We start from the raw sequence: 14,718 nt of genomic DNA, 5'->3' as shown, positions 1-14,718 counted from the left end.
GGAGCCTCCTAGAGCCGGTCGTCGCGTCCGGACTCGATTTCAGCCTGATAGGCGCGCATCACGTCGTCTTCGGTGGCTGCCGGGCCGGACATCAGCGCGATGCGATCGGCTTCGCGCTCGCTTTCCTCGCTCGGACGCACTTCCTGCAGGTTGGAGATCATCGCTTCCTTGACGACTTTCAGGTCGACCGACTCTTCCGCGATCTCGCGCAGCGACACGACCGGATCCTTGTCATTGTCCCGATCCACCGTTAGGGGCGAGCCTTCGCGGATCATGCGTGCGCGGTGCGCTGCGAGCAGGACGAGCTCGAAACGGTTTGGCACTTTCTGGATGCAGTCTTCGACGGTCACTCGGGCCATGGGCAGTCAATCTCCTTGAAGCCGCCCCTTATATGCAGTGCAGCACGCCGGCGCAACCCAGCTATTGCGCCTGAAACGCAGCCTGAGTATGCCAGTCATATAAGAAATTTCGGCGTTTTATTAGCCGCGAGCCTAAATCATCGGAGGAATAAAGCCAATGGCCTTTTACAAGGACGAGCGTATTGCGCTGTTTATTGACGGGGCGAACCTCTATTCCGCCGCCCGCGCCGTGGGTCTGGAGATCGATTTCCGCAAGCTATTGAAGGAATTCCAGGGCAAGGGCCGCCTGCTCAGGGCCAACTACTACACCGCCCTGGTCGAAACGGACGAATACAGCCCGATCCGCCCTCTCGTCGATTGGCTGGCCTATAATGGCTACACCGTCATCAAGAAGCCCGCGCGGGAGTTTACCGACCGCGAAGGCCGCAAGCGCGTGCGCGGCAGCATGGATGTCGAACTGGCCGTAGACATGCTCGAAACCGCCCGCAATATTGATCATATCGTCCTGTTCAGCGGAAACGGTGATTTCCGGCGCGCTGTCGAGGCCGTGAAGGCGCGCGGCGTGCGCGTCTCGGTCGTCTCCACCGTGGCGTCCAATCCGCCCATGATTTCCGATGACCTGCGCCGGGAAGCCGACAATTTCATCGACCTGGAAGACCTCGGCGAACTCGTCGCCCGCCCCCGCCAGGGATTTTCCGGTGATGACGATTCGGACGAAGGCGAGGACTGACCCCGCCATGCGAAGGCTCATCCTGAGCGAAGTCGAAGGACGAGCCCGGCAAATTTCGCCCTCCCCGCGCCCATCTCCACCACAACGGCCCAAGACGTAAGGCAGATCACACCATCCTGTCGCACAACTCCCCCGCCAGGCGTATATTGGCCAGGCCGCGGGGGTGCCCTCCTGCGCGGTCACCTGTAACGGGCGCGGGATGGCGGGCAGAAGGTGCGCACGTTCCAGACCAACAGACTCAAAACGCGGGCCCGGAGCTTTCCTCCCGCGCACTTTTCCGAGAAAGCCGGATGGCGCCCGCCAGTCCGGCTTTTCCTGCTGCGTCTAACCCGCCTTCATACCGAGTGCGAGCCTGTCGGCCTCACCCGTGAGGCGCCCACGGACGTGTTCGGAGTCTGCGCCGAAATAGGCGTCTGAAACCATGGTCAGCCCATCGAGAAAATCGGTCGCGACGCGGGTTATGTCTGCCGGACTGGCGGCATCGCCCGGATCGCGGGAGGCCAGCGCCGTCAGCCCGGCCAGCACGATCCGCTCATGAATGGCCGGTGACCAGGCATCCTTGTTCGCGATCAGGTACTGGTTACAGAAGTCTGCAAAAGACGTCTCGCTGAACAGCCATTTTTCATGCACCTCCCAGAAATAGTCCGCCGTATGGACCAGTTCCGGATCGGCGCCGCGCGGCACGACGGTCGCAGCAACCAGCTCTAGCCATTTTGACCGCGATTTCGAGGGAATGGACGCCGTGATGATGTGCGCGACGGCATAGACGGGCACGTCGTCCAGCTGCTCCGGCGTATGGTCGGCAAGATATTGATCGAAGGCAGGCTGCGAATGGGCCTGCGTCACGATGCGCGACATCACAGTCTGCATGGCGGCCGCATCAGCAGCTGGCTGCGAAGGCATCGGCCCTTTGGCTGCGCCCTGTCCGGCTCCGCGTTTCCTGACGGAATTATAGATGATCACACCGGCGACGAGGGCCACCACAGCAATGATGGCGATCATGCCAAAGTCGGGATTGTCCATGGCTTTCTCCCTTGTCAGCCCCTGTGGCGACTAAGGTCAAAAACTTAACATCAGGCGAATCTAGCGCCGCCTATCCGGCCGCACGTAGACCACATCCGTCCTGCGCCAGGCCTGCACGACCGTCAGAAGCGCCCAAACCCAGTTCGCGACCAGCACGAGAACGCCAATGCCGCCAAAGGCAATCAGCACGATCCCTACCGGGATCAGCAACAATTGTATGATCGCCGTTCCGATGCGCCCGATGAAAAACGTGCCAAGCCCCGGAATGAAGAAATTCAGGATGAAAGCAACGAGTTTGAACGTGCCTTTGGTCGCGCCCACGGCAACGCGGCCAGCCAGCTGGCCAGCACCCGGCCTCTGCGCAATCAACTGGTCTCTCTCATGCTCACTGGTTGGATAATCACTCATAGCGGCCATGTGGCCCTGTTAACCCTGTCCTTCAATGCCCGTGCGAGGCGAATTCACCGCGCTGGCACATGTGCCGCAATCAGCTGCGGCCCCTCGGCGGCAAAGGCGCGCGCCAGCGCTGCGTCAAAGGCCTCTCCCGACCCCACTGCCACCGCCGGCACACCCATGCTTTGCGACAGGGCCACCCAGTCAATCTCCGGCTGGTCCAGTTCCAGCATGCTTTTCGCCGTTGGCCCCGGATTGCCGGCGCCCGTGCGCGCCAGCTCGATGTTCAGGATACGGTAGGAATGGTTGACGAACACGACCGTCACCACGTTCGCCCCTTCCCGCGCCATGCTCCACAGCGCCTGGTTGGTATACATGGCCGCGCCATCCCCGGTCAGGCACAGCACTTTCCTGTCCCTCGCCGCCAGGGCGGCACCCAGCGCAAGCGGCATGCCCTGCCCGATGGCACCTCCCGTCAGCATCATCCAGTCATGCGGCCTGGCCTTCTGCGTCATCAGGAAGGCTGGCAGTCCGTTCGACACGCCATCATCCGACACGAAACTCCCCTCCGGCAGGTGGCGCGCGATCGACGCTCCCACGCTGGCTGCATTCAGCGCCCCGGACGGCGTGCCCGGCTGCTCCAGCGCAGCGAAAGGCGCCGCCTCATTCGCGCCCAGCCCGTCAGCCAGCGCGCCAAGGATGGCCGCACTGTCGCTTTCCGGTCCGCCCACAATCATCGTGGTGCACCCTTCCGGCACCAGCACGCTCGGCTTGCCTGGATAGGCAAAAAAGGCCACCGGCACCTGCGTGCCCGCCACCAGCATCAGGTCACAGCCTTCAAGGTCGGCCATCGCGCCTTCGGCAAAATACTGCATCCGGTCGGGAATGAACCGCCCGGCCCCGCGCGCCTGACGCGGGAAGAACGTGTCCGTCATCACGCGTACACCGGCCGCCTTCAGCCGCGCGGCAATCGCCAGCCCGCTTTCAGTCAGCGCCGTACCATTGATCAGCACCATTGGCTTTTTCGCGGCCCTGATCGCCGCCACAGCCGCATCGACCCGCTGGGCGTCCGGCGCGCGCAGCAGCGGCCGCGCGCGTTTCGCGCCCGGCCTGCCGCCTTCGAGCCAGGCTGTGTCTGCCGGCAGGATCAGCGCCGCAGGGCCGGAGACCGGCGACAGGCTGGCCTCCCACGCTTCCGCCGCCAGCTCGCCCGCCGTTTCCGCCCTGTCAGCCGATTTGATCCATACCGAGTTTGGCCCCGCCATGCCCCTGATGTCGGATGCAAGCGGCGCATCGTAACGTTGGTGCGGCACCGCATGGTCGCCGATAACATTGACCATCGGTGTCCAGGCCCGGCGCGCATTGTGGATGTTGGCCCCCGCGTTCAGATAACCCGCGCCAAGGTGCAGCAGCGTCATCGCCGGGCCGCCCGCCACCCGCGCAAACCCGTCCGCCGCCCCCGTCGCAACGCCTTCGAACAGGCACAGGACGGATTGAATGCGCGGTTCATGGTCCAGCGCGGTGACAAGGTGCATCTCGGACGTGCCCGGATTGGCGAAACAGGCAGAGACACCATGATCAGCCAGGGTCGAGACGAGGGCTTCCGCGCCAGTCATGTTACGTTCAGCTGAATGGCTCATTATCGTCCTGCCCTTTGTTGTGTCAGCGCTTGTCTAGCGCGTTCGCCCGAAGGGTCAAAGCGGGACGGACCGCGAAGGCCGTGGCAGACATGGTGTTCCTGTCGGCAACTTTGCGATCCGTCCCTCAGCCAGAGGGGATCTGGCTGAAGCCGCCAGAATGGACGGGCGACTCGCGGGGCACTCTAGGCAACGGGAAACACAATTGCGACGCCCGAATCGGAAAAAATGAGACGAGAGTCACGAATTTTTCAGGATCAGGCGCCAATAGATACTACAGGATCAGATACAGAACCCGCATAAAGCAACTCAACCTGGCCCTTTCTCAGGTCCAGCGTGCGCCCCTGGTTCATATAGCCCTTTTCGGTAATCTCGCCCGCGTCCGCTTGCGGCGGTGTCTCCTGCAGCAGGATCCGGGCGATTCGCGCCGATGGCTTTGGATTGGCCGCATTGTGTTTCTGCAGACCCGCCTTCACGGCCGCGATGACTTTAGGATGCCGCGACAGGTCGGCCATCGGCAGGGCTTCACCAACAAGGCGCTGGCACCAGGCCTCGTTGAGAAAGCCCAGCAGGCAGATTTCATCCCGGTTGAGGCCGCACACGACCGCATCGGACAGCGCGCCCCCCGTCGCCGCCACGGCTTGAACCCGCACCGTGCCAGCCGACACCCAGGTCCCGCTCGCCAGCTTGAATTCCTCGGCGGTGCGCCCGTCAAACGCGAGGCCTTTTTCCGGCTGCTCGGGATCGACGAACCGAACCGCGTCGCCCAGCCGGTAATAGCCTTCCTCGTCGAACGCCGCAGCGGTCTGCTCCGGGTTTCGGTAATAGCCGGGCGTCACGTTGACACCCTTCACGCGCAGCTCCAGTTTACCGGCATTCGGCACCAGCTTGAACGTATTGCCCGGCAGCGGCAGTCCGATCAGGCCCATCACATCATTCGGCCAGTGCACATTTGATGCGGTCGGCGATGTCTCGGTCGCGCCGTAACCAGCTGACAGCGAGATACGCTCGCCAGTCACCCGCACCGCCACGGCCTGGATACGCTCATAGATATCCTGCCCCATCGCGGCGCCGCCATAAGCCATGCAGATCAGGCGCCTGAAGAAGGCCTCGGCAAGGGCGTCATCCCGCTCCAGTTCCGTCGCAAGGGCCGCCCAGGCCGCCGGAACGGTCGTGTGCTGCGTCGTGGAGATTTCCTTCAGGTTCCGGATCATTTCCGGCAGGCGGGCCGGCGTCGGCGCGCCCTGGTCGAGATACAGCGTTCCGCCCCAGTCCAGCATGTTGTGAAGGATGGAATGCGCGCCATAGGTATGGCTCCACGGCAGGAAATTGCACATCACCTGCGGCCCGCCGGTGATCGCCTCGAGGCGCGCCTCGTCCCAGACCGACCGGATCATCTTCGCATTGGCCGCCACCATGCCATGCAGGTTGATCACGGCCTTCGGCTCGCCGGTCGAACCGGATGTCAGCATGTATTTCGCCACCGTATCGGGGCGTAGCGCCGCATAGGCCGCATCGACAGCCTCGGTCGGCTCCTTGGCAAAGAGGCCGATATTGGCGCAGTCGCAGCCCTTCGGCTCATGGCGGCTGTAAAGAACCAGCCGGTTGCCAACGCCCATGCCATCCAGTCCGCGCTGATACGCGGCGCCATCCTCGACATAGATGAATTTCGGCTTGGTCAGCTGGTCGATATATTTCAGGCGCGCAAAGTCCTGACTCAGCAACGCATAGGCCGGTGTCACCGGCACGACCGGGCTGCCCGTCCACATCGCCGCATACATGACCAGCGCATGGTCAATCGCATTCGACGACAGGATCATCACCGGCGTATCCGGCCCCGCGCCCGCATCGATAAAGCCCTGCGCAAGCCGCCGCACGCGCTCCAGCCCTTCCCCATAGGTCATCTCCCGCCATCCGTCGGATGCCGGGTTTTCCGGCACCCGCTCGGCCAGCCAGACACGGCCCGGCGCCTCGGCCGCCCACTTCACCAGCGGCGCCAGCATGTGCGGTGGACAGGGCTTCAGGGGGTGCCCGTTATTCAGGTAGATCGTCCCGTCGGCACGCCGGTCGACGTCCAGTCTGAGCGGAAGATAAGGCACTTCGCGGAAAGGAAGGCTTGAGGAACTCATGTTATGCCTTTTGTATGTATGTGAATGACGGCGCCGCAATGCCTGCAATGGACCGCGTCAGGATCATGGCGCAACAGGCCACAGGTTTCGCACTCCTGCTCCACCTTGTCGGTCGGCCGCAGGATCGCCCGGATCAGCCGCAGGAACAGGGTCAGGCCCAGCACCATAATGAGTATGGAAATCACCTTGCCGCTGTCTCCCACCAGCAGAATGTCGCCATAGCCCGTCGTCGTCAGGCTCGTCACCGTGAAATACAGCGCATCAAGATACGAATCGACATCCTCATTGATGTGAACCTGCGAGACATAGACCAAAGCGGCCATGATGAAGATGAACACAACAAGGTTCGTCACCCGGTCGATGATCTGCTCGTGGCGTGTAATGAAGCCCCACATGCGGCCGGCCCGCTTGATGAAGGTGAAGGCCCTGACGGCTCGAACAGCCCGCAATACCCGCAGGAAGGCCAGGTTGGCCACCAGCAGGGGCGCAAACATGGTAATGACGACGATCAGATCCGCCCACGGCATGAACCGCGTCAGGAATCGCCGCTTCGATTTTGCAATATAGAACCGCGCCATTAGGTCCAGCAGGATTACGGCACCGATGGCATAGTCTATTCCGTAATGCTGCGACCCGCGCTCCGCAAAGGGCGCTACAAGGAAATACATGATTGTCAGCAGGTCGAAGATCAGCATCGCCCAGCGGAACGTGAAGGGCCATTTACCATGCCCCTCATACAGCCAGAACAGGCCCCGGTTCAGCCCCTTGCGGTCACTCAAGCCTGAGGCTCCAGCGTCTCGTTGAATCGCACCGGCTTGCCGCCGCCCCTGGCGACAATCTCGCCGTCGCGCATCACAAAGCCGCCGCGCACAATGGTCGCCACCGGCCAGCCGGTCGCCTCGAACCCGTCAAATTGTGTCCAGCCGCATTTCGACTTGGACCATTCCGCCGTGATGGTCTCCTTGCGCTTCAGGTCCACGACCGTGAAATCGGCATGATAGCCTTCGGCGATGCGGCCCTTGTCGGCGAGGCCGAACACGCGCTGCGGCCCCGCGCTGGTCAGCTCCACGAAACGCTGCAGGCTCAGCTTGCCGTCATTCACATGGGTCAGCATCACCGGCACCAGCGTCTGAACGCCCGGCATACCGCTGGGGCTCGCCGGATAGGGCCGTTCCTTTTCCTCGATCGTGTGTGGCGCGTGGTCGGTGGCCAGCACATCGACAATCCCGGCATTGAGCGCACGCCACAGCGCATCCTGATGGCGCTGTTCGCGCACCGGCGGGTTCTGCTGTGCAAAGCCCTTCAGCCGGTCGTAGCAATCGGGCGCCGCCAGCGTCAGGTGGTTGGGCAGCACCTCCACGCTGGCGACATCCTTGGCGTCGCGCAGCAATTCCATTTCTTCAGCGGTGGAAATGTGCAGCACATGGATACGCTTGCCGCAGGCCCGCGCGATGCGCAGCAGGCGCCGCGTCGACGAAACCGCCGCTTCCACGTCCCGCACGACAATGTGGCTTTGCCAGTCTCCCGTCACCGCCAGCTCGCGGCGCTCAGCCAGCCGGTACTCGTCTTCGGAATGGAATGCGGCCCGGCGCTTGATCGCGCGCAGCACGGCTTCAACGCCTTCATCATCCTGCACCAGCAGGTCGCCCGTGGACGCCCCCATGAACACCTTGACGCCGCAGCAGCCCGGCGTGGCCTCCATCTCGGCCAGAACGCCGACATTGTGGTGCGTCGCGCCCGCATAGAAGGCATGGTCAATGTCCATCCGCTCCTTGGCACGAGCCAGCTTGTCGGCCAGCATTTCGGGGCTGGTCGTCGACGGATTGGTGTTCGGCATCTCGAACACCGCAACCACGCCGCCCAGCGCAGCAGACCGCGCGCCGGTCTCAAGGTCTTCCTTCCAGTCCAGCCCCGGCTCACGGAAATGGACCTGGCTGTCGATCACGCCCGGCAATATGTGCAGCCCGATGGCGTCATAGGTCTCGCCCGCGCTGGTGCCTGACAGGTCGCCAATCGCAACGATCCGCTCGCCGCGTACGCCAATATCGGTGCGGGTCTGGCCGCCGGGTGTGACAACGGTGCCGCCACGCAGGATCAGGTCAAATGTCTTCTTCATGGCTTCCTTATGCTACTGCGCGCGGCACCTGTCATCCCGTACGAGTGCAGTCGCGCGCGGGCACAGCACGAAAGACACTGACAAACCGCTCAGCGCCCACTAGGTTGACCGTATGTCAAAGCGCATCATTCCCGACCGATCCATCATCCGCCTGTCCGGCCCGGACATGCTGGCCCTGCTCGAGCGCACGGTCACACATTCCGTCGACAACTGGAACACCGGCGAGATGCGCTATGGCGCGCTGCTGACCCCCCAAGGCAAGATTATCGCCGATTACCTGGCCATGCTGTCGCTCGACAATATCTATCTTGATGTGCACAGCGGCGCCGCGGATGAACTGGAAAAGCGGCTCAAGCTGTTTCGCCTGCGCTCGGACGTCGTGATCGAACGCCTGACCGAAGATGTCGTCACCGAAGGAAGCTGGGTCGATGTCCGCTCCACTCACCTGCCCCACCGCGCCATATCACCGAAGGCCGAGATCGGCCTCGAAATGACCCGCGAGGAATGGCACGCCGCCCGAATCGCCGCCGGTGTTCCCGAATGGGGCGCGGACTACCGCGGCTCGGAAGTTTTCCCGACCGACGTGAACCTCGATGTCATGGGCGGGATCGACTACAGGAAAGGCTGCTTTGTCGGCCAGGAAGTCGCCAGCCGCATGAAGCGCAAGGGCAAGATCCGCAAGCGCACCCTGCCCGTTCACGGCGACGGCCTGAAAGTCGGCGCCGACGTGCTGGCCGGTTCCTCCATCGGTACCATTTCCAGCGTGTCAGGCACCCACGGCCTTGCGCTCCTGCGCACCGACCGGCTGGTCTCGGCCGAAGCCGCCGGCCACGCCTTCACCTGCGGCGGCCGCCCCATCACCATCGACCGTCCGGCCTGGCTGGACCTCGAACTGATCGCCCTGTCGGCCGCCAATGACTGACGCGCTCCACTGCGCCTGGGCGCCGCTTGATGACCCGCTTTATCGCGGCTACCATGACACGGAATGGGGCGTGCCGGAGCGCGACCCGCGCGCGCTGTGGGAAAAGCTCCAGCTGGACGGCATGCAGGCCGGACTGTCCTGGATCACGATCCTGCGCAAACGCGACTCCATTCGGGAGGAATTCGACGGCTTCGACCCCGAGCGCCTTGTCCGCTGGACACCGGCCCGCATCGCGAAGGCGCTTCAGAACCCAGGTATCATCCGCAGTCCGAAAAAGATCGAAGCCACGATCGGCAATGCCCGCACCTTCCTCGACATGGCCGAAGCGGGTGAGGATTTCTCGGACTATTGCTGGAACTGGGTGGGCGGCAAGCCCATCGTCAATCGCTGGAAGGACTTCCGGCAGGCCCCGACATTCACCGACTGGTCGACAGCCATGTCCAAGGACCTGAAGAAACGGGGTTTCAAGTTTGTCGGCCCCACGATCGTCTACGCCTGGGCACAGGCAGTCGGCATGGTGAATGACCATGATGTAACTTGCCCGCGCCATAAAGCTGTACAGGAGTCCGGATCATGAAACGCTTTGCCATCATTACACTCGCAAGCCTGCCACTGCTCGCAGCCTGCACGGCCACCTCCGGCGTTGACTACCGCAAGCAGGTCGCCTGGAACCGCTGCGCCAGCTCGCCGGGGCCTGAAGCCCGCGCGTCCTGCATCAAGACACAAATCGCACTTTTGGAAGCCGCCGACCGGGCCCAGGCTGAAAGCCTTGAGGCCCGCCGACAAGAGGCTGAAGACCGCCAGGCGCAGGCCGAAGCGCATGGTGTTCCGCCCGAGGCGGCCAAACAGACAACCGATTCCGGTCTGCGCTGGCCAGAATAAACGTGTGCATGTCTTCTCTCGACCCTGAGCCAAACGCGGTTTAGACCTAGTTCATTGAATTAGCGATCATTCGAGGCGCAGACCCCAATGCGCTCACCCTGAGGGCAAGATGAAAACTGCAGTCATATCGGCGACCGGTCTCTGGACGCCACCGCATGCGATTTCCAATGAAGAACTCGTCAAAAGCTACAATGCGTGGGCCGACAGCTGGAATGTCGCCTACGCAGCCGAGATCGGCGCGGGCACGGTTGACCCGAAAACCCATTCCTCGGTCGAATTCATCGAAAAGGCGTCAGGCATCAAGTCGCGCTTCGTGGTCGACAAAGACGGCATCATCGACCCTGAAACCATGGCCCCGCGGATTGACGAACGTCCCAACGAGCAGATCTCCGTCATGGCCGAAATGGCCGTTCTGGCGGCGCGCGAGGCGCTTGAGCGTGCCGGCCGCAAACCTCAAGACGTTGACGCCGTCATCTGCGCCGCGTCGAACATGCAGCGCGCCTATCCCGCCATGGCCGTCGAGATTCAGGATGCGCTCGGCTGCACCGGCTTCGCCTTCGACATGAACGTGGCCTGTTCATCCGCCACGTTCGGTATCCAGACAGCAGCAGACTTCATCCGCAGCGGCAGCGCAAAGTCTGTCCTGATGGTCAATCCGGAAATCTGTTCCGGCCACCTCAACTTCACCGACCGTGACAGCCATTTCATCTTTGGTGACGTGGCCACGGCCGTGCTGGTCGAGGAAGAAAGCATTGCCCCCCACGGGCACTGGAAAATCATGGGCACCAAGCTGAAGACCGAGTTCTCGAACAATATCCGCAATAATTTCGGCTTCCTGAACCGCGCTGCACCGGAAGGCATCGGCGCGCCGGACAAGCTGTTCGTCCAGGAAGGCCGCAAGGTGTTTCGCGAAGTGGTGCCCATGGTCGCCAACATGATTGCCGAACATCTGGCCGAGCTTGGCCTGCAGGGCTCTGACCTGCGCCGCATGTGGCTGCACCAGGCCAATGCCAACATGAACCGGCTCATCTCGTCAAAGGTCCTCGGACATGAAGCGACAGATGATGAGAGCCCCACTGTGCTCGACACCTATGCCAATACGTCCTCGGCAGGGTCGATCATCGCCTTTCACAAGCATTCGGGAGACTTCAGGCCCGGTGACAAGGGCCTGATCTGCTCGTTCGGGGCGGGGTATTCAGCCGGATCGGTCTTTGTCGAAAAGACGGCCTGAAACGCCAGCCTATTCTTCGAGGTCTTCGGCGAACATGTCGCCCCACAGCGCGCGGCGGCTGGCACGGAAGGCTTCGACGACAACGATGATACAGCCGCCGAGCAACACGCAGAATGGCAGCGTCTGGCCGGAAACGAACTGGGTCATCATGTCGATCATGTCTGGTCCTTGCCCGGCCGGGATTTTAGCGGCGGCCTGTTGCCTGTGATATGCAATGCTTATGCCTGAAAGGACTTAACACCGCATTTTCCAATCGAGGCAGAAATGGGGTCAGTTCGTAACCGGATCGCCTCCGTTTCTTTACCCTTGCTACCAATAGCTTAAAGATGGCCCTGATGAGCACTCCCGTGAAGCGTTCTGTTAAACCTCCTCGCGTCTGGCAGCGCATGCTGTCGGGGCGCAGGCTCGACCTTGCCCACCCCTCTCCCGTGGATGTCGAGATCGAGGACATTGCGCATGGCCTGGCCCGCGTCGCGCGCTGGAACGGCCAGACAAAGGGTGGTCATGCCTTCTCGGTGGCCGAGCATTCCATCATCGTGGAATCGCTGTGCCGTCAGCTTCAACCCGGCCTCAATCCACGCGACTGCCTGACGGCCCTGCTGCATGACAGCCCCGAATACGTGATCGGTGACATGATCTCGCCCTTCAAGGCGCTGCTTGGCGAAAGCTACAAGTCTATCGAGTCCCGCCTGCAGGAAGCCATCCACATCCGGTTCGAACTGGCCCCGGTAACGCCGGTGCGGCTCAAGAAGCTGATCAAGAAGGCCGACCATATCTCGGCCTGGTTCGAGGCGGTCCAGCTGGCCGGGTTCTCCGAGGAAGAATCCAACAAGCTGTTCGGCAAGCCGCCGGAAGGCATCCGGCTCAGGCTGAAACCACTTGCCGTGCCCGATGCGCAGGCCGCATTCCTTGCCCGCTACAGCCAACTCCACTCTGAAGTCGAAATGAGCAAACGGCGATGACCTATTCCGTACTGATTGGTCTCTCGGCCGTGATGGTGGCCGTGCAGGACGACACACCGCTGGTGCTCGTCACGCGGCGCGATACCGGGGAAGACGCCCTGCCCTTTGGCCCGTTCGACCCTGAACGCCACCGCACGTTCGACCTGTCCCTTCGCGGCTGGGTCCGCGAACAGACCGGGTTCGAACTCGGCTATGTGGAACAGCTCTACACGTTCGGCGACAAGGATCGCGAGACGCCCGAAGCGACGCTCGCCGATGCCCCGCCATCAGCGCGGGTCATCTCCGTCGGTTACCTGGCGCTGATGCCGGAAGCGGCCCCCACCGGCGACCAGTTCGAAGCCCGCTGGCAGGGCTGGTACCGCTACTTCCCGTGGGAAGACCTGCGCAATGGCCGGCCTGCAATGCTCGACGCAGAGATCACGCCGCATCTTCACACGTGGGCGGCAGGCAACGAACGCCGGCTTGAGCGCGCCCGGATCACCTTCGGCCTCGATGGCCACCGCTGGGTCGAAGAGCGAGTGCTGGAGCGGTATCAGCTGCTCTATGAGGCGGGGCTTGTGGCGGAATGCGCCCGCGATGCCGGCCTGCCGAAGCCAACCACATGTTTCGGCGCAAGCATGGCCTCCGACCACCGCCGGATTCTTGCCACTGCGCTCTCGCGCCTGCGGGGCAAGATAAAATACCGGCCCGTCGTGTTCGAATTGCTGCCTGAGCGTTTCACACTCTCGGCGCTGCAGCGCACCGTGGAAGCCATTCTCGGCCTGTCGTTACATACGCAGAACTTCCGGCGCGCCCTGGACAAGACAGACCTTGTCGCAGGCACGGGACGCCTGGAAACCAGTACGGGCGGACGTCCGGCAGAACTGCATGAATTCCGCCGGGACTATGTCCGCGGCATCGCCGCACCGGGTCTCGCAACACCGCGCAAGACCCAGGAATGATCAGTCGAGGCCTTCCGGCTGCCCCACGATGACGTAGGTGAACCTGTCGGGTGACAGGTATTCCTTCGCCACGCGGTTCACGTCTTCCAGCGTCACGGCATTCATGTTGGCGTTGCGCGTGTCGAAATAGTCGATGCCGAGTTCTTCCTGGCGCACGCCCATCATCTGGTCTGCAATCTTCGCGTTCGAATCGAAACCCAGCGCGTAGGAACCCGTGAGATAGGCCTTGGCATCGGACAGTTCTTCCTCGGTCACGCCATCGGCGACGAACTGGCTGAGTTCATCCTTGATGCCCGCGAGGAACTCGCCGGCGCTTTCATTCTTTGTCTGTCCGCCACCGCTCCAGGTGTTGAGATGATCGGACGTGGAAAGCCCCGTATAGACGCCATAGGTCAGCCCCTTCTCGACCCGCAAAGTCTTCATCAGGCGGCTCTCAAAGCCACCCCCGCCGACCGTGTAGTTCAACACATAGGCCGTGAAGAAATCAGGATGATCCCGCGGCAGTCCCGGCGCCGAAAAGGAAACGAGGCTTTGCGGTTGTGGCAGGTCGACGATGATCGGCTCGGCCAGAGCGTCTGGCAGGACGATGTCGGCAACGGTTCCGGTTTCGCTCGTTTCAGGCAAATCCGCCATCACCTTGTCGATCATCGGCGCCAGTTCTTCCGGCGTCACCGCACCCACAGCGGTCACCAGCAGCCTGTCCTTCACCATCAGCTTGCGCATGTGTTCGCGGGCAAGGTCCGGCGTCAGCGCCGTAATGCTTTCAGCGCTCGTTTGCCGCGCATAGGCGTGTTCGGGATACATCGCATCGGTCAGCGCCTTTCGCGCCAGCCAGTTCGCGCTTGTCTCGCGCTGCTTGATGGCGATCAGGTTCTCGCGTTGGAAGCGCTCGAACGGGCCAGCATCAAAACGGGGCGCCGCGAAGGCCGTGGCAATCAGATCCATCGCATCGGATGCATTGTCGGTCAGCATCGAGCTTGAACAGCTTGTCCAGTCATTGCCGGTCGAGCAGCCGAAACTCATGTTCAGCTCTTCCATCCGGGTCTGGAAACCCAGCGAGTCGAGATCGCCCGCGCCCTCATTCATGTTGTAGACGACAGAATCAGACAGGCCTTCGAGGCCGTCGGGATCTGACGTTTCCCCGCCTTTCCAAGCCATCTCCAGCGAGAGGATGGGAATGGAGGGTTCCGAAACGAGCCAGACGGAAACGCCGCCGGGCGTCACGAATTGCTGTATTTCGGCAAAGTCGCCCTTGTGGACATCAACCTTCATCGCCGGTTCGGCAATGACATCGGTCAGCGTCTCTGGGGCCGGTTCCAGCAGCGGCTGGGTCGTACATGCGCCAAGGACCAGAGCGGTCGCGGCACCCATCATCAGCTTCAGGCGTGTCATG

Annotated in this window: 16 protein-coding genes; 7 read left to right on the top strand and 9 right to left on the bottom strand. The window is 62.4% G+C overall.

Annotated elements, in window-relative coordinates; genetic code table 11:
* Window positions 1-8 precede the first annotated feature (8 nt).
* On the bottom strand, window positions 9-359 hold the full coding sequence (rpoZ, locus tag ACQ66M_RS13825; protein ID WP_034736985.1) for a DNA-directed RNA polymerase subunit omega: 351 nt from the start codon (window positions 357-359) through the stop codon (window positions 9-11).
* Window positions 360-516: 157 nt separating this feature from the next.
* On the opposite strand from rpoZ, the gene ACQ66M_RS13820 reads away from it, so the two are divergent.
* The gene (locus ACQ66M_RS13820; protein WP_350171469.1) at window positions 517-1,089 is read left to right on the top strand and encodes an NYN domain-containing protein; all 573 of its coding nucleotides are present in this window, start codon (window positions 517-519) and stop codon (window positions 1,087-1,089) included.
* A 324-nt stretch (window positions 1,090-1,413) separates the two neighbouring features.
* Here the strand turns inward: ACQ66M_RS13820 and ACQ66M_RS13815 are convergent, their stop codons facing one another.
* From ACQ66M_RS13815 to ACQ66M_RS13790, 6 genes are all read right to left on the bottom strand, one after another.
* The gene (locus tag ACQ66M_RS13815; RefSeq protein WP_350171468.1) at window positions 1,414-2,112 is read right to left on the bottom strand and encodes a hypothetical protein; all 699 of its coding nucleotides are present in this window, start codon (window positions 2,110-2,112) and stop codon (window positions 1,414-1,416) included.
* 60 nt (window positions 2,113-2,172) lie between these two features.
* Entirely contained in the window at window positions 2,173-2,520 is a 348-nt protein-coding gene (locus tag ACQ66M_RS13810; RefSeq protein ID WP_430404520.1) for a hypothetical protein, read from the bottom strand.
* 53 nt (window positions 2,521-2,573) lie between these two features.
* Entirely contained in the window at window positions 2,574-4,121 is a 1,548-nt protein-coding gene (locus tag ACQ66M_RS13805) for an acetolactate synthase large subunit (RefSeq protein WP_430405177.1), read from the bottom strand.
* Between the two features lie 278 nt (window positions 4,122-4,399).
* The gene (locus ACQ66M_RS13800; RefSeq protein WP_430404518.1) at window positions 4,400-6,271 is read right to left on the bottom strand and encodes a feruloyl-CoA synthase; all 1,872 of its coding nucleotides are present in this window, start codon (window positions 6,269-6,271) and stop codon (window positions 4,400-4,402) included.
* Window positions 6,268-7,050, bottom strand: a complete 783-nt coding sequence (locus tag ACQ66M_RS13795; protein ID WP_430404516.1) for a potassium channel family protein — start codon at window positions 7,048-7,050, stop codon at window positions 6,268-6,270. The genes ACQ66M_RS13800 and ACQ66M_RS13795 overlap by 4 nt, the downstream gene beginning before the upstream one ends.
* Window positions 7,047-8,387 (bottom strand): dihydroorotase, encoded by a 1,341-nt coding sequence (locus ACQ66M_RS13790; protein WP_430404514.1) that lies wholly within the window; start codon window positions 8,385-8,387, stop codon window positions 7,047-7,049. The genes ACQ66M_RS13795 and ACQ66M_RS13790 overlap by 4 nt, the downstream gene beginning before the upstream one ends.
* 112 nt (window positions 8,388-8,499) lie before the next feature.
* On the opposite strand from ACQ66M_RS13790, the gene ACQ66M_RS13785 reads away from it, so the two are divergent.
* From ACQ66M_RS13785 to ACQ66M_RS13770, 4 genes are all read left to right on the top strand, one after another.
* On the top strand, window positions 8,500-9,309 hold the full coding sequence (locus ACQ66M_RS13785) for a YgfZ/GcvT domain-containing protein (protein ID WP_350171463.1): 810 nt from the start codon (window positions 8,500-8,502) through the stop codon (window positions 9,307-9,309).
* The gene (locus tag ACQ66M_RS13780; RefSeq protein ID WP_350171462.1) at window positions 9,302-9,886 is read left to right on the top strand and encodes a DNA-3-methyladenine glycosylase I; all 585 of its coding nucleotides are present in this window, start codon (window positions 9,302-9,304) and stop codon (window positions 9,884-9,886) included. Before ACQ66M_RS13785 ends, ACQ66M_RS13780 begins: the two co-directional genes overlap by 8 nt.
* Window positions 9,883-10,191, top strand: a complete 309-nt coding sequence (locus tag ACQ66M_RS13775; protein ID WP_350171461.1) for a hypothetical protein — start codon at window positions 9,883-9,885, stop codon at window positions 10,189-10,191. Before ACQ66M_RS13780 ends, ACQ66M_RS13775 begins: the two co-directional genes overlap by 4 nt.
* Window positions 10,192-10,300: 109 nt before the next feature.
* A complete protein-coding gene (locus tag ACQ66M_RS13770) occupies window positions 10,301-11,422 on the top strand; it encodes a beta-ketoacyl-ACP synthase III (RefSeq protein ID WP_350171460.1) in 1,122 nt (373 codons plus the stop codon).
* A 9-nt stretch (window positions 11,423-11,431) separates the two neighbouring features.
* Here ACQ66M_RS13770 and ACQ66M_RS13765 read toward each other — a convergent pair whose 3' ends face one another.
* Window positions 11,432-11,581, bottom strand: coding sequence for a hypothetical protein (locus ACQ66M_RS13765; RefSeq protein ID WP_299949444.1), 150 nt, complete (start codon window positions 11,579-11,581; stop codon window positions 11,432-11,434).
* 167 nt (window positions 11,582-11,748) lie between these two features.
* On the opposite strand from ACQ66M_RS13765, the gene ACQ66M_RS13760 reads away from it, so the two are divergent.
* Both ACQ66M_RS13760 and ACQ66M_RS13755 read left to right on the top strand, forming a co-directional pair.
* The gene (locus ACQ66M_RS13760; protein ID WP_430404512.1) at window positions 11,749-12,384 is read left to right on the top strand and encodes a YfbR-like 5'-deoxynucleotidase; all 636 of its coding nucleotides are present in this window, start codon (window positions 11,749-11,751) and stop codon (window positions 12,382-12,384) included.
* Window positions 12,381-13,325: an NUDIX hydrolase gene (locus ACQ66M_RS13755; RefSeq protein WP_350171458.1), complete on the top strand. Its 945-nt coding sequence runs from the start codon at window positions 12,381-12,383 to the stop codon at window positions 13,323-13,325. The genes ACQ66M_RS13760 and ACQ66M_RS13755 overlap by 4 nt, the downstream gene beginning before the upstream one ends.
* Here the strand turns inward: ACQ66M_RS13755 and ACQ66M_RS13750 are convergent, their stop codons facing one another.
* On the bottom strand, window positions 13,326-14,717 hold the full coding sequence (locus ACQ66M_RS13750) for a M16 family metallopeptidase (RefSeq protein WP_350171457.1): 1,392 nt from the start codon (window positions 14,715-14,717) through the stop codon (window positions 13,326-13,328). It lies immediately after the preceding gene.
* Window position 14,718: the final 1 nt, after the last annotated feature.

It is taken from the genome of Hyphomonas sp., from assembly GCF_965284475.1.
Lineage (GTDB): Bacteria > Pseudomonadota > Alphaproteobacteria > Caulobacterales > Hyphomonadaceae > Hyphomonas.
The sequence above is the reverse complement of the archived record's forward strand: the minus strand, read 5'-3'. Positions and strand labels throughout refer to the sequence as shown.